Origin of the sequence: Streptomyces sp. NPDC048370, assembly GCF_043200825.1 — a bacterium.
In the GTDB taxonomy this organism is placed as follows: domain Bacteria; phylum Actinomycetota; class Actinomycetes; order Streptomycetales; family Streptomycetaceae; genus Streptomyces.
In genome coordinates this window covers 102,436-124,138 of record NZ_JBICYI010000018.1, presented here as the reverse complement: position 1 = coordinate 124,138, position 21,703 = coordinate 102,436, and the positions used below count along the sequence as shown (strand labels likewise).

6 protein-coding genes and 1 pseudogene (1 of these 7 cut by a window edge) are annotated in these 21,703 nt (G+C 73.8%); 6 read left to right on the top strand and 1 reads right to left on the bottom strand.

The genetic code is table 11. The features are described 5' to 3' along the window. Positions 1–44 precede the first annotated feature (44 nt). Positions 45–794 (bottom strand): ScbR family autoregulator-binding transcription factor, encoded by a 750-nt coding sequence (locus ACGFYP_RS30495; RefSeq protein ID WP_393500356.1) that lies wholly within the window; start codon positions 792–794, stop codon positions 45–47. A gap of 376 nt (positions 795–1,170) precedes the next feature. Here ACGFYP_RS30495 and ACGFYP_RS30490 point away from each other — a divergent pair, with 376 nt between their 5' ends. From ACGFYP_RS30490 to ACGFYP_RS30465, 6 genes and pseudogenes are all read left to right on the top strand, one after another. Beyond that, entirely contained in the window at positions 1,171–1,671 is a 501-nt protein-coding gene (locus tag ACGFYP_RS30490) for a peptidylprolyl isomerase (protein ID WP_393500353.1), read from the top strand. 372 nt (positions 1,672–2,043) lie between these two features. After that, positions 2,044–2,877: a phenylalanine 4-monooxygenase gene (locus tag ACGFYP_RS30485; RefSeq protein WP_393500350.1), complete on the top strand. Its 834-nt coding sequence runs from the start codon at positions 2,044–2,046 to the stop codon at positions 2,875–2,877. Continuing rightward, the gene (locus ACGFYP_RS30480) at positions 2,874–4,157 is read left to right on the top strand and encodes a lysine N(6)-hydroxylase/L-ornithine N(5)-oxygenase family protein (RefSeq protein WP_393500347.1); all 1,284 of its coding nucleotides are present in this window, start codon (positions 2,874–2,876) and stop codon (positions 4,155–4,157) included. The genes ACGFYP_RS30485 and ACGFYP_RS30480 overlap by 4 nt, the downstream gene beginning before the upstream one ends. A gap of 1 nt (position 4,158) precedes the next feature. Further along, positions 4,159–4,854 carry an FMN-binding negative transcriptional regulator gene (locus ACGFYP_RS30475; protein ID WP_393500344.1) on the top strand — a complete coding sequence of 232 codons (696 nt, stop codon included), beginning with the start codon at positions 4,159–4,161 and terminating at the stop codon, positions 4,852–4,854. Then, positions 4,851–15,680, top strand: a complete 10,830-nt coding sequence (locus tag ACGFYP_RS30470; RefSeq protein ID WP_393500341.1) for an amino acid adenylation domain-containing protein — start codon at positions 4,851–4,853, stop codon at positions 15,678–15,680. Before ACGFYP_RS30475 ends, ACGFYP_RS30470 begins: the two co-directional genes overlap by 4 nt. Before the next feature lie 37 nt (positions 15,681–15,717). After that, positions 15,718–21,703 (top strand): annotated as a pseudogene (locus ACGFYP_RS30465) (SDR family NAD(P)-dependent oxidoreductase); its annotated part runs 683 nt beyond the window's last position; the annotation flags it as partial.

Here is a 21,703-nt window from a genome sequence, read left to right as displayed (position 1 = left end):
AAGCGAAGGCGCGCGTCATCGCCGTCGGCGCGGAGTCCCGCTCGTCAGCGGGGCGACACGGTGCAGGCCTCGCCCTCGGGCCAGGCGGCCACCAGCGGGGAGTCCTCCCCGCCTCCGGGCTCGCCGCTCGCGTCGCCCCAGACCGAGGCCGTGTCCCCGTCGTCCTTCCACGCCAGGGACGCCTCCGTGCCTGAGGCGTCGATCCCGGCCCGGGCCGGGTCCGAGCAGAGCCGGGGCAGCATCAGGGCCCAGAACTGGGTGACCGATTGCCGTGAGCACCATTCGCCGTCGGACCGGCTGAGCACCTCGAAGCCCACGACCGCCGCGGTGACGGCCGACACCGCGTCGTTCAGCGCCACGTCGGCCGCCAGGTCGCCCTCGCCGGACGCCAAGGTGAGCATGAACCGCACCCAGTTCCGCCACGCCATCCACAGCTGCACGCCCGCGTGCCAGGTCGCGTCGTTGCCGAGCCGGAACCCGGCCCGCAGCACGACGTCGTCGGCGAGTCGCTCCGCCAGGATGTGCGAGGTGTCCACGAGGAGCTGCAGCGGTGAGTGGCGCCCCACGGGGCACGTCCCCATGATGTGGTGCAGCGTCTGGGCGGCGGCGGACTCGACCGCCTCCCCGAGGGCTCTCTTGTTGCTGAAGTGGAAGTGCAGGGCCCCGTTGCTGACGCCGGCCTTGGTGCTGATCTCGGTGAGGGACGACTGCGCGAAGCCTCCTCGGTTGAACGCCTCGGCGGCTGAATGGATCAACTCCTGGCGCGTGCGTACCGCACGGTCCTGCTTGGCCATCGTGTCGCTCCGGGATCTTCAACGGCAGGTCAGCGCGCGAGCACTGTGCGTATCAAGGTGAGGCACCTTAACAAACCGGATGTCTGGTTTAGTAGAGGACGGTCGGCGGGTGGCTGAAAATCGCCCCGCCCGTCGACGGAGAAGTCCTGGTGGGAGCGGTGTGCGACGGACCGGATTCCTGCGGACCGCCAGCCTACTGAGGGTTGCCCCGGATGAGTTGAGTCCGTTTCAGCCGTTTTCCCGGGTGTCCGGACCGCGCCGCCACACGGGGCCGGAATTGAACATTCCGGCCGATGGGCGTGCTCCTGGGGGGAGGTGACCCTAGATCATATAGGCTGAGACGCAATTTCTTGACAGCTCCCGGAAGAAGGACACGATGACTCAGGTCGTGCTCACCACCAACTTCGGTGTGATCAAGCTCAAGCTCGACGCCGAGAAGGCGCCGAAGACGGTCGAGAACTTCTTGACCTATGTCAACGACGGGCACTACGACAACACCGTCTTCCACCGCGTCATCCAGACGTTCATGATCCAGGGCGGTGGCTTCCTGGAGGACATGTCGCAGAAGCCCACCCGCGCGCCGATCGAGAACGAGGCGCGCAACGGGCTGCGCAACGCCCGCTACACCGTGGCCATGGCCCGTACCTCCGACCCGCACTCGGCGTCGGCGCAGTTCTTCATCAACACGTCGAACAACGACTTCCTCGACCACACGGCGCCGTCCCCGCAGGGCTGGGGCTACGCGGTGTTCGGCAAGGTCGTCGAGGGGCTCGACGTGGTCGACAAGATCGCCGCCGTCCCCACCGGTCGCCGCAGCGGCTTCCAGGACGTCCCGGTCGAGCCCGTGGTCATCCTCAGCGCCAAGGTCGAAGGCTGAGGCCGTGACGGTGCGTTGAGCGCTCGGGACCGGGCCGCGGATGTCGGCCTGGTCCCGGCGGGCCGGCGCGGGGGGCCCACCGGCAGGACCACCGGTGAGGTCAAATGCCGCATAGTTGATCATGGTACGGGTAATCGGGTAAAGTCCCCATCGGGGTTAACGGCTTGAATACATCGACCGAAGTGGGAGTTCTTGGGACCATCCCAAGGCTCCATGGGGCCGCTCACCTGCGGGTTACCGGCGAATGCCTTGCGAGTGGGTCGCTCGTTGGTGTAGCTTGAAGTAGTTGGCGGGGGAATTTCCTGAGAGCGTCGCTCGATTCAGGGGTATCTCCCTGACCGTACTTTGCCGGCGACGTTACGGGGATACGTTGTGGACAGCCAGGAGCAATTAACTGGTGTTTCGGTGGACAATTCTGTCTACCAGCGCCGACGTGACGAGATCGCTGCTCTCGCGGCGAATTATGTACGCGGCGACGTCATCCCCGAAATCGAATACACCGATGCCGAGCACGCCGTCTGGCGGCTCGTTGCCGAGCGGTTGCAGGAACGGCATCATTCCCTCGCGGCGCCCGAATTTCTCGACGCGGCCGAACAGCTCGATGCCGGCGTCGAAGGAATACCGCAGCTGCAGCAGGTCGCCGACCGGCTCGACCGGCTGACCGGCTTTCGACTGCAGCCGGCCGCGGGTGTGGTTCCCTTCCACCGCTTCTGCGGCTCCCTGGCCGACGGGTACTTCCACTCCACGCAGTACATCCGCGACGGCGCGACGCCGTTCTACTCGACCGAGCCGGACGTCCTGCACGAGGTCATCGGGCACGGAAGCGCCCTGGCAGACCGCCGGTTCGCCCAGCTCTACCGCCTGGCCGGAGAGGCCGTGCGGCGCGTGGAGACCGAAACCGCGCAGCAATTCATCTCCAAGGTCTTCTGGTTCACCATCGAGTGCGGACTCCTCGACGCGCCCGAAGGACCGCGTGCCTACGGCGCCAGCATCGTGTCGTCGTACGGCGAGCTCGACCAGTTCCGCTCCGCCGATATCCGGCCCCTCGCCATCGCCGACATGGTCCATGTCAGCTACGACATCACCCGCTATCAGGACACGCTTTACAGCGCCCGTTCCCTGGCGCATCTCGAGGACGTGGCCGGTGAATTCTGGGCGTCCTGCGACGACGTATCCATAGAGCGGCTCCTGGCGGCCGCGAAATGACGGACACGGCCGTGCTCGACGTCGCGGGAATAGGATTCGGCGCCGCGAATCTCGCACTGGCCGCAGCGCTGCACGAATCAGCGGGATCGACGGCGGCACTCTTTCTCGAGAAGCAGCCCGATTTCGGGTGGCATCGCGGCATGCTCATCGAGGGCGCCTCGATGCAGGTGTCCTTCCTCAAGGACATCGCCACGATGCGGAACCCGGTGAGCGAATTCGGTTTCCTCTCCTATCTGCATGAGAAGGGCCGGCTCGTCGATTTCATCAATCACGCGGTCCTCATGCCCTCGCGGACCGAATTCCACGACTATCTCCAATGGGCCGCCGACCGGGTGCGCCACATGGTCGAGTACGGCGTCGAGGTCACGGGCGTCCGGCCGGTGGTGGAGGACGACAGCGTTGTCGCCCTCGACGTTCTGGCCGGTGACCGGATCGCCGCACGCACCAGGAACCTCGTCGTCGCCCAGGGCCTGCGTCCGCGCCTGCCCGAGGGCGTCGAGACCGGCGAGCGGATCTGGCACAGCTCCCAACTGATGCACCGGCTGCCCGCGTTCGACGAACGGGCTCCCAAGCGTGTCGTGGTGGTCGGAGCCGGCCAGAGCGCCGCCGAGATCGCCGGGCACCTGATGGACCGTTACCCGTCGGCCGAGGTGTGCGCGGTCTTCACGCGCTACGGCTACAGCGTCGCCGACGCCAGCCCCTTCGCCAACCGGGTCTTCGACCCGGCCGCCGTGGACGACTTCTACCAGGCACCGCAGGACGTGAAGCAGTCGATCCTGCGGTACCACGGCGCCACCAACTACGCGGTGGTCGACGGGCATGTGCTCGACGACCTCTACCGCCGCCAGTACGAGCAGAGAGTCACCGGCGAGCCGCGACTCCGGGTCATGCACACGTCCCGGATCGACTCCCTCGACCCGCGCGCGGACAGTGTGGCGGTACGCGTGCGGTTCCTGCCCACGGGCGAGGTCACCGACATCGATGCCGATCTGGTCGTCCACGCCACCGGATACACCTCGCCCGACCCGGCGGAGCTGCTCGGTGACATCGCGGACAAGCTGTGCCGCGACGAGACGGGCGAGCTGCTGATCGGCCGCGACTACCGACTCCGTACCACCGCCGACGTCCGTTGCGGCATCTACGTGCAGGGCGCCACAGAGGCGACGCACGGAATCTCCTCGACCCTACTTTCGATGACCGCGGTCCGCGCGGGCGAGATCGCGGAGTCGCTGGCCGGCGACCGGCGGACGCAGGAGCGGGCAGCGGGGAACGGGAAATGACGTGCACGAGCGTCCGCTGTACTCAGACGACCGCACGGGTCCGGTCCTGGCCCTGCTGAGAGCCAACCCGCTGGCCCTGGTGGTGACACCGGGGGAGCACGCCCCGCTCGGCACGCACGCGCCGGTGCTGTTCCGCCACGGGCCCGACGGCGCCGACGAGGAGACCGTCGCCGCCGACGGCGCCTCCCTGGTCGGCTCGACGCTCGTCGGCCACATGAACGTACGCAACCCGCAGTGGACCGCGATGCGCGAGGGCGACCGGGCGCTGGTCGTCTTCCAGGGCCCGCACGGCTATGTGTCGCCGACGGTGTACGGAGTCACGCCCGCCGCGCCCACATGGGACTTCACGGCCGTGCACGTGGTGGGCACGCTGCGCCCCACCCTCGATCCCGCGGAGGTCCTGGAGATCGTGCGGGACACCGCGCGGCGCCTCGAGGCCGGGTTCGGCCAGGGGTGGGACCAGGAGTCCTCCGTGGACTACTTCCGCGAGATCGCGCCCGGCGTGGGCGCCTTCGAGCTACAGGTGGAGTCGGTACAGACGATGTTCAAGCTCAGCCAGGAGAAGCCGGAACCCATGCGACGGCGCATCGTCGAGGACTTCGAGAACAGCGAGTCGGCGACCCACCGGAAGGTGGCCGCCCTGATGCGGTCCCGCGGTCTGGTCCGCATGGACGAAGAGGCCGAGGAGCTCAGGTGACCGGGAGCACGGGGCGGCGTCCGGGTCTCGACTCGGCGCTGAGCAGGCTGAGGCAGCGCACGGCGAGGACGGGCACGGCGCCCGCCGGCATCACACGCGTACCGCGGGACCAGCCGCTGGAGCTGGCGTTCGCGCAGCAGCGGCTGTGGTTCCTCGACCGGCTGATGCCGGGCAGCGCGTTCTACAACTTCGGATCCGCCGTACGGGTACGCGGCGCGCTGCGGCCCGACCTGCTCGGCCGGGCGCTGAGCCTGATCGTGGCGCGCCACGAGGCGCTGCGGACCGTCTACACCGACGACGCGGGTGTGCCCTCCGCCGTCGTCCTGGCCCCCGCGCCGGTCCCGGTGGACGTCGTCGACGTCGCCGACGAGGCCGAGGCCGAGCGCCTCGCGGGCGAGGAGGCCGCGCGCCCCTTCGACCTGAGCGAGGGGCCGTTGCTGCGCGCCCGTCTGCTGCGGCTCGCCGAGGACGACCACATCCTGCTGTTGACGGTGCATCACATCGCCACCGACGGCTGGTCCCACGGCGTGCTGTGGGCCGAGCTCACCGCCGCGTACGCCGCACTGGCCGAGGGCCGGGAACCGGAACTGCCCGAACTGCGCTTCCAGTACGCCGACTTCGCCGCCTGGCAGCGCCGCACGCTGCCCCCCGCCGAGCTGGAGCGGCGCCTGGGGTTCTGGCGCGAGCGCCTCGCCGGCATCGCGCCCCTGGAACTCCCGCTCGACCGGCCGCGCCCCGCCGTGGCGTCCGCCGAGGGCGGGGTCGTCATGTGGCGGCTGCCCGCGGACGTCATCGCGGCCGCCAGGGCCGTGGGTGAACAGCAGGGCGCGACCCTGCACATGACGCTGCTCGCCGCCTTCGGCATCGTGCTCTCCCGGCACGCCCGCACGGAGGACGTCGCCGTCGCCCAGCCCGTCGCGGGCCGGCCCGTGGCCGAGGTCGAGAACCTCATCGGCTTCTTCGTCAACACCGTCGTGACGCGCACGGACCTGTCCGGCGACCCGACCTTCCGCGAACTGGTCGACCGCGTGCGCACCGCGTCCGTGGACGCCATGGCCCACCAGGACGTGCCGTTCGAGTACCTGGTGGAGAAGCTGGTCCCCGAGCGCGACCTCTCGCGCAACCCGCTCGCCCAGGTCGTCTTCCAGGTCGTGCCCGGGGCGACGGCGGGCCCCGCGCCGTTCCCCGGGACCACCACCGAACCGTTCGCAGGCGACCGCGCCTTCGCCCGGATGGACCTGGAGGTCTACCTCGGCGAGAACGCCGACGGCGGCGTCGGCGGCCTCGTCAACTACAGCCGCGCCCTGTTCGACGCCGAGACCGTCGAAGGACTGGCCCGGCACCTGACGGCCGTGCTGCGCGCGGCGGCCGAAGCCCCTGACGTACCGCTGTCCCGGCTGCCGATGACGGACGCCGACGAGCGGGCCGCGCTGCTCGCGGCCGGCCACGGCCCGAGCGTGCCGCTGCCCGAGGCCGCCCTGCCGGAGCTGTTCGCCGCGCAGGCCGCGCGGACCCCGGACGCCGTGGCGGTGGCCGACGGCGCCGACCTGTGGACGTACGCCGCGCTCGACCGGGCCGCCAACCGGCTCGCGCACGTCCTCAAGGACCGCGGCGTCGGAGCGGAACACGTCGTCGCGCTCGTGGCGCGGCGCTCCGCGCGCCTGGTGGTCGCCGTGCTCGCCGTCCTCAAGGCGGGCGGCGCCTATCTGCCGCTGGACGAACGCAACCCGGCGGGACGCACCCGAGCCGTCCTCGCCGCCACCGGCGCGGCCCTGCTGCTGACCGACCGCGACGAGACGGTCCCGGGCGCCGAGGAGCTGCCCGTGGTGGACCTGCGGGTCGACCCGGCCGACGTCCCCGACACCGCCCCCGCAACGGTCGCGCACCCCGACGGCCTGGCGTACGTGATGTCCACCTCGGGCTCCACCGGCACGCCCAAGGGCGTCGCCGTGACGCACCGCGCCGTGGCCGCCCTCGCCCTGGACCGGCGCTGGGCCGACGGGGCGCACGAACGCGTCCTGCTGCACTCGCCGCACGCCTTCGACGCCTCGACCTACGAACTGTGGTCGCCGCTGCTGTCGGGCCGCCGCGTGGTCGTCGCCCCGTCCGGAGCGATCGGGCCGAAGGCCGTCGCACGGGCCGTCGCCGACCACGGCGTCACCGCGCTCTGGCTCACCTCGGGCCTCTTCGACCTGGTCGCCGAGGAGGACGTGGCCTGCCTCGCCGGCCTCCGCGCGGTCATCGCCGGCGGCGACGCCGTGCAGCCCGCGACCGTGGCCCGTGTGCGCGCCGCGCACCCCGGCCTCACGGTCCTCAACGGCTACGGCCCCACCGAGACCACGACGTTCGCCACCGTGCACGCCCTCGCACCGGGAGAGCCCTCGCCGGCAGGGCGCGTACCGATCGGCACCCCGCTCGACAACACCGGCGCCCACGTCCTCGACGACCGGCTGCGGCCGGTGCCCTTCGGCGTACCCGGTGAGCTGTACGTCTCCGGCGTGGGCCTCGCGCGCGGCTACGCGGGTCACCCCTCGGCCACCGCGGAACGCTTCCTGCCCGACCCGTTCGGCCCGCCCGGAACGCGCATGTACCGCACCGGCGACGTGGTGCGCCGCCGCCCCGGCGGCGTCCTCGAGTTCCTCGGCCGCGCCGACGGCCAGGTGAAGCTGCGCGGCTTCCGCGTGGAGCCGGGCGAGGTCGAGGCCGCGCTTGCCGGGCACCCCGCCGTGGCGCGCGTCGCCGTCGTCGTACGGGAGGACGGCGCGGTGGGCAAGCGGCTCGTCGCCTACGTCGTCCCGCGCGCCGGAGCCGAACTCGACGTCGCCGGGCTGCGCACGCACGCCGCGGCCGCCCTGCCGGACTACCTGGTGCCGTCCGCGTACGTCCTGCTCGACACGCTGCCCCTCGCCGCGACCGGCAAGGTCGACCGCGCCGCGCTGCCCGCCCCCCAGGAGGAGACGGGCGCGGGTCACGTCGCGCCGCGCACCGAGACCGAGCGGGCGCTGTGCGGCATCTTCGCCGAGGTGCTGGGCGTCGCGGAGTTCGGCGTCGAGGACGACTTCTTCGTACGCGGCGGGCACTCGCTGCTCGCGACGCGCGTCATCGCCCGCATCGCGGGCGCGCTCGGGGCCGAGGTGCCGCTGCGGAACCTCTTCGAGCAGCGCACGCCCCGCACGCTCGCCGGCGTCGTGGAAGCGGCGGCGGCCACCACCGCGCCGCCGCTGGTACCGGTGGAGCGCGGCGGCCCGCTGCCGCTGTCGTTCGCACAGCAGCGGCTGTGGTTCCTCGACCAGCTCACCCCGGGCAGCGCGTCCTACACCTCCGGCGGAGCCGTGCGGGTGCGCGGCGCCGTCGACCCGGAGCGGCTCGCGGCCGCCCTGACGGCCGTCGTCGCCCGGCACGAGACGCTGCGGACGACCTTCGCCATCGAGGACGGCGCCCCCGTCGCGGTCATCGCCCCTCCCGCGCCCGTCCCGCTGCCCCTGATCGAGGTGGACGGCGTCGACGCGGCACGCGCGGCGGCCTCCACCGAGCTCTCCACCGGCTTCGACCTGGCCCGGGGGCCGCTGCTGCGCGCCACCCTGCTGCGGCTCGGCCCGGTCGACCACGTGCTCGTCGTCGCCGTGCACCACGTGGCGACCGACGGCTGGTCCCAGGCGCTGCTGTGGGCGGAGATCGCCGCCGCGTACTCCGGTACCGCCCCGGCCGAACTGCCCGTGCAGTACGCCGACTTCGCCGTATGGCAGCGGTCCTGGCTCTCCGGAGACGTCCTGGAGCGGCGCGCCCAGCACTGGATGGAACGGCTCGCCGACCTCCCCCCGCTGGAGCTGCCGCTCGACAAGGCGCGCCCCGCCGTCGCCACCGGCCGGGCGGGCGCCCTGCCGTGGGCCGTCCCCGCCGACCTCGTCCGCGCCGCCCGCGCCGTCGCCGCCCAGGAGGGCGCGACGCTGTACATGGCCCTGCTGGCCGCCTTCGACATCGTGCTCTCCCGCTACGCGCGGACCGACGACGTGGCCGTGGGCTCGCCCACGGCGGGCCGTACGCACGCCGAGGTCGAGGCGCTGATCGGCTTCTTCGTCAACGTCGTCGTGGTCCGCACGGACACCTCCGGCGACCCGACGTTCCGCGAACTCCTCGGCCGCGTACGGGAGGCGGCCGTCGGCGCCGTCGAGCACCAGGACGTGCCCTTCGAGCACCTGGTGGAGCGGCTCCGCCCGGAGCGCGACCTCTCCCGCAACCCCTTGGTGCAGGTGGCGTTCCAGCTGCTCACCGGCGCCCCGGGGTGGCCCTCGTGGGCGGACGCCGAGGTCGAGCACTTCGACCTCGACCACGCGTACACCCGGATGGACCTCGAAGTGCACGCCGTCGAGGTCGGCGACGACGTCACCGCGACCGTGCTCTACGCGGCCGACCTGTTCGACGCCGACACCGTCCGCCAGCTCATGCACCACGTCACCGTGGTCCTCGGCCAGGTGCTCGCCGACCCCGACCGGCCGATCTCCGCGGCGACGATGCTCGACGACGCCGACCGGCACCGCGTGCTCGTCGAGTGGAACGACACCGCCGCGCCGCTCCCGGACGGCTCCGTGCCACGGCTCTACGCCGAGCAGGCCGCCCGTACGCCCGACGCCGTGGCCCTGGTCTGCGGCGACGAGCGGGTGACGTACGCCGAACTCGACCGGCGCGCCAACCGGTTCGCGCATGTCCTCCTCGCCCACGGCGTCGGCCCGGACGAGCCGGTCGGCGTGGCCACCGGCCGCTCCGTCGACATGGTCGCGGCCGTCCTCGGCATCCTGAAGGCGGGCGGCGCCTACGTGCCGCTCGACCCGCGCAACCCCTCGGGCCGCACCGAGCGGATCGTGGCCACCTCCGGTCTGCGCGTCGTCGTCGCCGACCGGCCCGTGCCCGGCACCGCCGGCGTGACGGTCCTCGACGCCGCCCACCCGGGCGACGCGCCCGACACCGACCCCGGCATCGACCCGGACCGCGACGCGACGGCGTACGTGATCTACACGTCCGGATCGAGCGGCGAGCCCAAGGGCGTCGCGGTGACCCACGACAACATCGTGGTCCTCGCCGCCGACCGCCGGTGGCGCAACGGCAACCACGAACGGGTGCTGCTGCACTACCCGCTGGCCACCGACATCTCCACCTACGAACTGTGGCCGTTCCTCCTCGCGGGCAAGCAGATCGTCATCGCCGCCGACGAGCACGTCGAGCCGCAGACCTTCGACCGGCTGATCCGCGAGCACGGCGTCACCGCGATGTGCCTGCCCGCGCCGCTCTTCAGCCTCCTCGTCGAGGAGTGCCTGCCCTGCTTCGAGGGCCTGCGCGAGGTGCTGACCGGCGGCGAGGCCGTGTCGGGCGAGACCGTCGCCCGTGTCATGGCCGCCCACCCGAAGCTGACCGTGGTCGACGCCTACGGCCCGACCGAGGCGACCGCGTTCGCCACCCTCTTCCCGATGGAACCCGGCTTCACCCTGGCGGGCTCCCGGGTCCCGATCGGCGCGCCGATCGACAACACCCGCGTGTACGTCGTCGACGGCGACCTGCGTCCTGTGCCGCTGGGCGTCGCGGGCGAGCTGGTCATCGCCGGGCCGCGCGTGGCGCGCGGCTACGTGGGGATGCCCGAGCTGACCGCGGAGAAGTTCGTGCCCGACCCGTGGGGCCCGGCCGGCGCGCGGATGTACCGCACCGGCGACGTCGTGCGCTGGCTGCCCGGCGGCGCCCTGGAGTTCCTGGGCCGCGGCGACGCGCAGGTGAAGATCCGCGGCTTCCGGGTGGAGCTGGGCGAGATCGAGGCCGTACTGCTGCGCCACCCCGTCGTCTCGCAGGTGACCGTCGCCGTCCGCGAGGACGTGCCCGGCGACAAGCGCCTGGTGGCGTACGTGGTGCTCGAACCCGGCCACGGCGAGGACGTGCTGCCCGCGCTCCGCGCCCACGCGGTCGGCGGCGTGCCGGACTACATGGTCCCCTCGGCGTTCGTCGCCCTCGACGAGTTCCCGCTCTCCACCACCGGCAAGATCGACCGCCGGGCGCTGCCCGCTCCCGACGCGCGCTCCGTCGCCGAGGCCGCGTACGTACCGCCGACGACCGAGCCCGAGAAGGCGCTCTGCGAGATCTTCGCCGAGGTCCTCGAAGTGCACCCGATCGGCGCCGACGACGACTTCTTCGCCCTGGGCGGCCACTCGCTGCTCGCCACCCGGGCGATCGCGAAGATCCGTGCCCGCTTCGGGCCCGACGCCGAGCTGAAGTCGCTGTTCGAGCTGCGCACCCCCCGCAGGCTCGCCGAGGCGGTGGGCGAGCTCGCCGCCGAGGTGGACGTGATCCGGCCCGTGCCGCGCGATGGCGCGCTGCCGCTCTCCTTCTCCCAGCAGCGGCTGTGGTTCCTCGACCGGCTCACCCCGGACAGCGGCTTCTGGAACGTGGCGATGGGCGTCCGCGCCCGCGGCGCGTTCGACGTCGACGCCTTCCGCTCCGCCCTGTCGGTCGTCGTCGCCCGGCACGAGGCGCTGCGCACGGTCTTCCCCGACGACGGGGGCGGCACGCCGGTCGCCGTCGTCCAGGACGTACGGGAGATCCCCCTCGCCGTCACCGACATCGCCGACGAGGCCGAGGCGCTGGCGCTCGCCGCCGCGGACGCGGCCCTGCCGTTCGACCTGGCGCGGGGCCCGCTGCTCCGCGCCCGCGTGCTGCGGCTCGCGCCGCGGGACCACGCCGTCCTGATCACCGCGCACCACGCCGTCACCGACGGCTGGTCGCACGCGGTCTTCTGGGGCGAGCTGGCCGAGGCGTACACCGCCGCGCTCGAAGGGCGCGAGCCCGTCCTGCCCGAACTGCCCGTGCAGTACGGCGACTTCGCCGTCTGGCAGCGCGCGCACCTCGACGGTGCCGTGCTCGACCGGCACGTGGAGTACTGGCGCGACCGGCTCGCAGGCGTACGCCCGCTGGAACTGCCGCTCGACCACCCGCGTCCCGCCCTGGCCACCTCGGCCGGCGCCTCCCAGTCGTGGGAGCTGCCCGAGGACCTGGTCCGCGCCGCGCGGGCACTCGGCGACGACGAGGGCGCCACGCTCTACATGACGCTGCTCGCCGCGTTCTCCCTCACCCTCGCGCGCTTCGCCGGCACCGAGGACGTCGCCGTCGGCACGCCCGTCGCGGGCCGCACCCGCGCCGAGGTGGAGCGGCTGATCGGCTTCTTCGTCAACATGCTCGTGCTGCGGACCGACCTGTCCGGCGACCCGACCTTCCGGGAACTGCTCGGCCGGGTACGCGAGTCGGCGGTCGGTGCCATGGAGCACCAGGACCTGCCGTTCGAGAACCTGGTGGAGGCGCTCGCACCCGAGCGCGACCTCTCCCGCAACCCGCTGGTGCAGGTGGTCTTCCAGCTCATGCGGGCCCCCGGCGACAAGGGCGACCGGCTCGGCGGGGCGCGGCTCGAACCGCTGCTCGACGAGCACGCGTTCACCCGCGTCGACCTGGAGGTGCACCTGACCGAGGACGGCGACCGCGTCCGCGGCACGGTCCTGCACGCCACGGCGCTCTTCGAGGCCGAGACCGTACGCAGGCTGCTGCACCACCTCACCGTCGTCCTGCGCGCCGCGCTCGCCGACCCGGACGCGCCGCTGTCCACGGTCTCCCTCCTGGACGACGCCGACCGCCACCAGCTCCTGGAGGGCTGGAACGACACGGAGGTGCCGTACCGGGACGCGTCGCTCGCCGAGCTCTTCGACGAGCAGGTCGCCCGCACGCCGGACGCACGCGCCGTGGAGTACGGCGAAGACACCCTCACCTACGCCGAACTGGGCCGCGCCGCCGACCGGGTCGCCCGACGGCTGCGCGCCCGAGGGGTGCGCCCGGACGACCTCGTCGGGCTCTGCCTGGACCGGAGCACCGCGATGATCGTGGGGCTCGTCGGCATCCTGAAGGCGGGCGCGGCGTACGTGCCGATCGACCCGACCCACCCCGCCGAGCGGGTCCGGCTCATCGTGGACGACGCGGGGATGGCCGTGGCCGTCACCGAGCGCGCCCACGCGGGCGTGTTCGCCGACGACACCGCGCTGGTCCTGCTGGACGGGCCGGACGGCCTGTCCGAGACCGGCACCGACGCCGAGCCGGGTGCCGTCCCCGGGCCCGACTCACTCGCGTACGTCGTCTACACCTCGGGCTCCACCGGCACCCCCAAGGGCATCGCCATGCCCGCGCGGTGCGTGGTGAACATGCTGGCCTGGCAGAAGAAGGCCGTCCCCGGCGGCCCCGGCACGCGCACCGCGCAGTTCACCGCCCTCACCTTCGACGTCTCGGTGCAGGAGGTCCTCTCCGCGCTGCTCTACGGCGAGACGCTGGTCATCCCCGCCGACGAGGTGCGCCGCGACCCGGCACGCTTCGCCCGCTGGCTGGACGAGCGGGCCGTCGAGCAGGTCTTCGTACCGAACCTGATGATCCGCGCGCTCGCCGAGGAGGCCAACGCGGGCCGCGCCCGGCTGACCTCCCTGCGGCACATGTCGCAGGCCGGCGAGCCGCTGTCGCTGGACGCCGCGCTGCGGGAGTTCTGCGCCGCCCGGCCGGAGCTGCGCATCCACAACCACTACGGCTCGACCGAGATCCAGGTCGTCACCGCCTTCACCCTGCCCGCCGACGTCGCCGACTGGCCCGACACCGCCCACCTCGGGTGGCCGGTCGACAACTCCCGTGCGTACGTGCTCGACCGCGAGCTGCGGCCCGTGCCCGTGGGCGTGGCGGGCGAGCTGTGCTTCGCGGGCCCAGGCCTCGCGCGCGGCTACGTCGGCAAGCCGGAGCTGACCGCGGCGAAGTTCGTGCCCAACCCCTTCGGACCGGCGGGATCCCGCCTCTACCGCACGGGCGACCTGGGCCGTTGGCGGGCGGACGGCAGCCTGGAGTTCCTGGGCCGGCTCGACCACCAGGTCAAGGTCCGCGGCTTCCGGGTGGAACTCGGCGAGGTCGAGGCCGTGCTGCTGCGCCACCCCGAGGTGGCGCGCGCCGTCGTCGTCGCCCGCGAGGACGCCCCGGGCGTCAAGCGGCTCGTCGGCTACGTCGTACCCGCCCCCGGGGTCGACCGCGACCTGCCCGCGCGGCTGCGCGCGCACCTCGCCGAGGCCGTACCGGACTACATGGTGCCGTCCGCGTTCGTCGCGCTCGACGCGTTCCCGCTGACCACCACCGGCAAGGTCGACCGTGGCGCGCTGCCCGCGCCCGACCTGCGCACCGCCCTCGACGTGGGCTTCGCCGCGGCGGGCAGCCGCGAGGAGGAGGCCCTCTGCGGCATCTTCCGCGAGGTCCTCGAAGCCGAACGGGTCGGTGTCGACGACGACTTCTTCGCCCTGGGCGGGCACTCGCTGGTCGCGGCCCGCACGGTCGCCCGCATCCGCGAGGTGCTCGGCGTCGAGGTGTCCCTGCGCGAGCTGTTCCACCACCGCACGCCGCGCGCGCTCGCCGAGGTCGCGGCCACCGCGCCGCGCTCGGCCGTGCCGCCGCTGGTGCCGGTGGAGCGGGACAGGCCGCTGCCGCTCTCGCTGACCCAGCGCCAGCTGTGGAGCCTGCACGAGGCGGACCCGGACGACGCGATGTGGACGATCCCGCTGGCCGTACGGATCCGGGGCGCCCTGGACGTGGAGCTGCTCGGCCGCGCGGTGACCGAGGTCGTCCGCAGGCACGAGGTGCTGCGCACGGTGTTCGTACCGGGCGACGAGCCGACGACGGTCGTGCTGCCCGCCGTCGGGATCGAACTCCTCGCCGTGGACGTACCGGACGAGGCGGCCGCGCGCGCCGCGGCGGGCGAGGAGGCCGCCCGGCCCTTCGACCTGGTCAGGGGCCCGGTGCTCCGGCCGTCGCTGCTGCGGATCGCTCCCGACGACCACGTCCTGATGCTGACGGTGCATCACATCGCCACGGACGGCTGGTCGCAGGGCGTGCTCTGGTCGGAGCTGTCCCGGGCGTACGAGGCGCTGCGCGAGGGCCGCGCACCGGAACTGCCCGAACTGCCTGTCCAGTACGGCGACTTCGCCGCATGGCAGCGGTCCTGGCTGACCGGAGCCGTACTCGACGAGCAGCTCGACCACTGGCGCGACCGGCTCGGTGGGCTTCGGCCCCTCGTGCTGCCCGGCGCCCGGGCCGTGACGGCCCGGGACGACGCCGGTGTGCTGACCGAGTGGCGGCTGCCCGCCGAACTGGTCGACACCGCCCGGCAGGTCGGCGCCGCGCACGGGGCCACGCTCTACATGACCCTGCTCGCCGCGTTCACCGCGACGCTCGCACGGCACACCGGCTCCGACGACCTCGCCGTGGGTTCGCCCGTGGCGGGCCGCACCCGGGCCGAGGTGGAGGGCCTCATCGGCTTCTTCGCCAACTTCGTGCCCCTGCGCGTCGGCTTCGGCGGCGACCCGACCTTCGCCGAACTCCTCGGCCGCGTCCACACGACCTCGGTCGACGCGTACGCCCACCAGGCCCTGCCGTGGGAGCGGGTCGCCGAGGGCCTGGGCCTCGACCCGGAGCAGCCGCTGGTGGACGTGGTGTTCCAGCTCGTCAACGTCGAGCTGGGCGAGCTGCGCCTGCCCGGAGTGCGCGTCGAGCCGTTCGCCGGCGAGCGCGTGTACGCCCGCTGGAACCTCGAAGTACACCTCGTCGAGGACCCCGACGGAGGCCTCACCGGGCACGTCGTGCACCGCGCCGCCGTACTCGACCAGGCCACCGTCGACGTCCTCCTCGCGGACACCGCCGCGCTGCTTGCCGCCGCGCTCACCGATCCCGCCCTGCCCGTTTCCACTCTCCCGATCTCGGACCCGCTGGAGGGGACCACCCATGCCTGAGTCGCTGGACGCCTCACCGGCCGGTCAGTTGCCCGCACTCGCCCACCGTCTCGGCGGTCTGCCCGAGCCCGAGCGGCGCCGCCTCGTGCTCGACCTCGTACTGGCCCAGGTCGCCGAGGTGCTCGAGATCGGCACCGCCGATGACGTGCACCCCGACCGCGCCATCCGCGAGCTGGGACTGCGCTCCCTGACCGCCGTACAGCTGCTGCTGCGGCTCAGCCGGATCACCGGCGTCAAGCTGCCGACGACGGCCATCTACGACTACCCGACCGCGCGCGCCCTTGCGGACGTGCTGGTCGACGCGGCGGGCGGGAAGCACGTCGCCCTCGCCGACGACGACGAGCCCGTGCGGCGCGCCGACGACGACGATCCGATCGCGGTGGTCGGCATGGCCTGCCGCTACCCGGGCGGGATCACCACGCCCGACGAGCTGTGGCAGGTCGTCGCCGAGGGGCGCGACGCGATCTCGTCCTTCCCCGAGGACCGAGGCTGGGACCTCGCCGGGCTCGCCGACCGGTCGGGACCGGCGGCCAGCCTCACCCGGCACGGCGGCTTCCTGGAGGACGTCGCCCTCTTCGACGCCGGGTTCTTCGGCATCAGCCCGCGCGAGGCGCAGCTGATGGACCCGCAGCAGCGGCTGCTCCTGGAGACCTCCTGGGAGGCGCTGGAGCGCGCGGGCGTCGAGCCCGGCTCGTGGCGCGGCGGCAAGGTCGGCGTGTTCGTCGGCGCCAACGCCCAGTCGTACTCCTCGCTGCTCTCGGGCATCCCCGAGGGCGGCGACGGCCACGCGCTGACCGGCCGTCTCTCCAGCGTCCTCTCCGGGCGCATCGCCTATGTGCTGGGCCTGGAGGGTCCCGCGGTCACGGTCGACACGGCGTGCTCGTCCTCGCTGGTGGCCATCCACATGGCCGTACGCTCGCTGCGCTCGGGCGAGTCCACGATGGCGCTCGCGGGCGGCGTGACCGTCATGCACACCCCCGAGCTGTTCGTCGACTTCACCAAGCAGGGCGGCCTCTCCGCCGACGGCCGCAGCCGCTCCTACGCCAAGGCCGCCGAGGGCCTGGGCTGGTCCGAGGGCGTCGGCGTGCTGCTGCTCGAACGCCTCTCCGACGCGCGCCGCAACGGACACGAGGTCCTGGCGCTGCTGACCGGCAGCGCGACCAACCAGGACGGCGCGTCCAACGGCCTGACCGCGCCGAGCGGCGCGGCCCAGCAGCGCGTGGTGCGGCAGGCGCTCGCCGACGCGGGCCTGCGCGCCGCCGACGTGGACACGGTCGAGGGCCACGGCACCGGCACCAAGCTGGGCGACCCGATCGAGGCGCAGGCACTGCTCGCCTCGTACGGGCAGGACCGCGACCGGCCGCTCTGGCTGGGCTCGCTCAAGTCCAACCTCGGCCACATGCAGGCCGCGGCGGGCGTCGGCGGCGTCATGAAGATGGTCCTCGCGCTGCGGAACGGCGTGCTGCCGAAGACCCTGCACGTGGACGCGCCGTCGCCGCACGTGGACTGGGTGTCGGGTGCGGTGGAGCTGCTGACCGAGGCCCGGGACTGGCCGCGCACCGACCGGCCGCGCCGGGCGGGTGTGTCCTCGTTCGGCGTGAGCGGGACCAACGCCCATGTGATCGTGCAGGAGGCCCCGCAGCCCGTACCGGCGGAAGCGCCCGAGACCCCTGAGGCCGGAGCTCCCGAGACCGGCGCGGGGGCGGAGGCCGTGACCGTGCCCGTGCCGTGGACGCTGTCCGCGCGCACCGAGGACGCGCTGCGCGCCCAGGCCGCCCGGCTGCGCACCTTCGTCGCCGCCGACCCCGAGCTGACCCCCGCGGACGTGGGCCTGTCGCTGGTGACCCGACGCACGGCGTTCGACCACCGCGCGGCGGTCGTGGGCCGTGACCGCGCCGAACTCCTCGCCGGCCTCGACGTGCTGGCCTCCGGCGGCGCCGACCCGGCCGTCGTGCGCGGCACCGCGGGGGCCGACGGCCGCGTGGTCTTCGTCTTCGCCGGCCAGGGCGGGCAGTGGCTCGGCATGGGCGTGGAACTCCTCGACACCTCACCGGTGTTCGCCGAGAAGATGGCCGCGTGCGAACGCGCCCTCGCCCCGTACCTCGACTGGTCGGTCGTCGACGTCCTGCGCGGCGTCGAGGGCGCGCCGCCGCTGCGCCGCGTGGACGTGGTGCAGCCGGTGCTCTTCGCGCTGATGGTGTCGCTGGCCGAGGTGTGGCGGGCCCATGGTGTCGTGCCGTCCGCCGTGGTCGGGCACTCGCAGGGCGAGATCGCCGCCGCGTGCGTCGCCGGCGCCCTCACCCTGGAGGACGCGGCGAAGATCGTCGCCCTGCGCGCGAAGGCCGTCGTCGACCTGCCCGGCCGCTGCGGCATGGGCTTCGTGTCGGCGCCCGCCGCCGACGTCGAGAAGATGGTGGAGCGCTGGGCGGGCCGGCTCGGCGTGGCCGCGGTCAACAGCCCCCGGTCCCTGGTGGTCGCGGGCGAGCGCGAGGCGCTGGAGGAGCTGCTCGACCTCTGCGACGACGAGAACCTGCGCGCGGGCCGCGTCGCCGCCGACTACGCGTCGCACTCCCCGCAGGTCGAGGCCGTCCGCGAGCGGCTCCTCGGCGAGCTGAAGGGCATCAGGCCCCGCGACAGCGAGATTCCGCTCTACTCCACGGTGACCGCCGACTGGGTCGACGGCAGCGAGCTGGACACCCGCTACTGGTACCGGAACCTGCGCGAGCCCGTGCGCTTCGCCGACGCCGTACAGGGACTCCTGGCCGAGGGCTACCGCGGCTTCGTCGAGGTGAGCCCGCACCCCGTCCTGACCGTCGCCATGCAGCAGACCGCCGAGGCCGAGGGCGTGGAGCTGCACGTCGCCGCGACCCTGCGCCGGGACGAGAGCGACCAGCAGCGGTTCACCCTGTCCCTGGCCGAGGTGGCCGCGGCAGGCGTGCCGGTCGACTGGCGGCCGCTGTTCGACGCCTCCGGCGCGCGACCGGTCGAGCTGCCCACGTACGCCTTCCAGCGCGAACGCTACTGGCTCACCCCCGGGACGGCGGGCGCCGGCGACCTCGCCGCCGTCGGCCTCGTCGCGGGCGGACACCCGCTGGCCGGTGCCGAGGTCGAACTGCCCGACGACGGCGGCCTCGTCCTCTCCGGCCGGATCACCCCCGACGCGTACCCGTGGCTGGCCGACCACGCCGTCCTGGGCACGGTCGTCGTGCCGGGCACGGCCGTCCTCGAACTGGTCGCCCACGCGGGCGCCCGGCTGGGCTGCGGCCGGATCGAGGAACTCACCCTCGCCGCCCCGATCGGCGTGCCCGCCGACGGGCTCGCCCTGCGCGTGACCGTCCGCGGCGCCGACGAGGGCGGCCGGCGCGCCGTCGCCGTCCACGCGCTCGCCGACGGCGACTGGACCCCGCACGCCTCGGGCGTGCTTGCCCAGGACGAGCCGCTCGCGGCCGTCGAGGGACCGTGGCCGCCCGCCGACGCGCAGCCCGCGTCCCTGGACGGGGTGTACGACCGGTTCGCCGGACGCGGCTTCGGCTACGGCCCCGCCTTCCGCGGGCTGCGGACGCTGTGGCGCCGCGCCGCCGAGAACGTGGAAAGCCCTGAGAGCGCCGAGGTCTTCGCCGAGGTCGAGCTGCCCGAGGGCGTCGACGCGGCGGGGTTCGCGGTCCACCCGGCGCTGCTCGATGCCGCCACCCAGGCCGTCCTCGCCGCCGAGCCCGACGACTCCCCGGTGCTGCTGCCGTTCTCCTGGAGCGGCGTGACGGTGCGGCCGAGCGCCGCCCGCGTGCTGCGGGTGCGCGCCGCACGCGTCGGCGGCGACGAGGTACGACTCACCGCGACCGACACCGACGGCACGCCCGTCGTGGAGCTGTCCGCGCTGCGGCTGCGGCCCGCGTCGGCCGACCAGCTGCGCGCCGCGACGGCCGCGGGCACCCGGGACGCGCAGTTCCGCGTGGACTGGGTGGCCGCCGAGCCGGGCACCGCGACGAGCCGCGCCGTGGTCGGAGCGGACGCGGCGGGCCTCGAAGGCCCCCTGCACGCCACGCTCGCCGACCTCACCTCCGTACCGGAGCTCGTCCTCGCTCCCGTGACGACCGGCGCCGATGCGGTCGGTGACACCCACCGGGTGACCGCCGAGGTGCTCGGCCTGTTGCGGGAGTGGCTCGCCGACGAGCGGTTCGCCGCCGCCCGGCTCGCCGTGGTGACGCGCGGCGCCGTCGCGGTCCTGCCCGGCGAGGCGCCCGACCCGGCCGCCGCCGCCGTCTGGGGCCTCGTACGGTCCGCGCAGACCGAGCACCCCGACCGCTTCCTGCTCGTCGACACCGACGGCGCGGCCGACTCGCTACGCGCCGTACCGACCATCGGCGACGAGCCGCAGTCCGCGCTCCGTGAGGGGCAGCTGTCCGTCGCACGCCTGGCCCGCGCGGCCGACGACACGCTGCGGCCGCCCACCGGGGCGGACGCCTGGCGCGTCGACGTCGTGCGGCCCGGCTCCATCGACGGCGTCGACGCCGTCGCCGCGCCCGACGCCACCGCCCCGCTCGCACCCGGTCAGATCCGCATCGCCGTACGGGCGGCGGGCCTGAACTTCCGCGACGTGCTGTGCGCCCTCGACATGTACCCCGACGAGGTCGACGCCATCGGCTCCGAGGCCGCGGGCACCGTGCTCGAAGTCGGCGCCGACGTGACCGACCTGGCCGTGGGCGACCGCGTACTCGGCATGGTGCCGGGCGGGTTCGGACCGCTGGCCGTCGTGGACCGCCGCCTCGTCGTACCGGTCCCCGAGGGCTGGACCTGGGTGGAGGCCGCGGCACTGCCGTCCGCGTACGCCACCGCCCGCTACGCCCTGGTCGACCTCGCCGACGTACGGCCCGGGGACCGCGTCCTCGTGCACGCCGCCGCAGGCGGCGTCGGTCTGGCCGCGGTCCGGCTCGCCCGGCTGCTCGGCGCGGAGGTCTTCGCCACGGCGAGCCCGGCCAAGCACGGGGTGCTGCGCGCGGAAGGCCTGGACGAGGAGCACATCGCGTCCTCGCGGACCACCGAGTTCGCCCAGCGGTTCCCGGCCGTGGACGTCGTGCTCAACTCGCTGGCGGGCGAGCTCACCGACGCCTCCCTCGAACTGCTCGCCGACGGCGGCCGGTTCGTCGAGCTCGGCAAGACCGACCGCCGCGACCCCGCGGCCCTGCCCGGCATCACGTACCGCGCCTTCGACCTGATGGAAGCGGGCCCCGAGCGCATCCAGGGCCTGCTGACCGAGGTCGTCGCCCACGTCGCCGCCGGCGAGGTGCGCGGCCTGCCCACCCGCACCTGGCCGCTCTCCGACGCCCGCGCCGCGCTGCGGTTCATGGCGCAGGCACGCCACACCGGCAAGATCGTGTTCACCGTCGCCCCCTACGCCGACGGCACCGTGCTGCTCACCGGCGCGGGCGTCCTCGGCGGCATGCTGGCCCGGCACCTGGTCGCCGAGCACGGCGCACGGCACCTGGTCCTCGCCAGCCGCCGGGGCGCCGACGCGCCGGGAGCCGCCGAACTGGTCGCGGAACTGGCCGAGTCGGGCGCCACCGCCCGGTTCGCGCGGTGCGACGTCACGGAGCGCGCCGACGTCGACGCGCTCCTGGCGAGCCTGCCCGCCGAGCAGCCGCTGACCGCCGTCGTGCACACCGCCGGCGCCCTCGACGACGGCGTGCTCACCGCGCTGACCGCCGAACGGCTGCCCGCCGTACTGCGCCCGAAGGTCGACGCCGTCCAGCACCTGCACGAGGCGACCCGGGACCGCGGCCTGTCCTCGTTCGTCCTGTTCTCCTCCGCGGCCGCCACCCTCGGCACGCCCGCCCAGGCCAACTACGCGGCCGCGAACGCGTTCCTCGACGGCCTCGCCGAGCGCCGCCGCGCCGAGGGACTGCCCGCGACCTCGCTCGCCTGGGGCCTGTGGGCCGACGCCACCGGCCTGACCGGTCACCTCGACGCCGCCGACGTGGCACGGGCGGGCCGGGGCGGCATCGTGGCGATGGCCTCGGCCGAGGGCC

Coding starts and splice junctions, on each gene's coding strand:
- ACGFYP_RS30495 (WP_393500356.1), bottom strand. CDS start 794: ATGGCCAAGCAGGACCGTGCGGTACGCACGCGCCAGGAGTTGATCCAT.
- ACGFYP_RS30480 (WP_393500347.1), top strand. CDS start 2,874: ATGACGGACACGGCCGTGCTCGACGTCGCGGGAATAGGATTCGGCGCC.
- ACGFYP_RS30490 (WP_393500353.1), top strand. CDS start 1,171: ATGACTCAGGTCGTGCTCACCACCAACTTCGGTGTGATCAAGCTCAAG.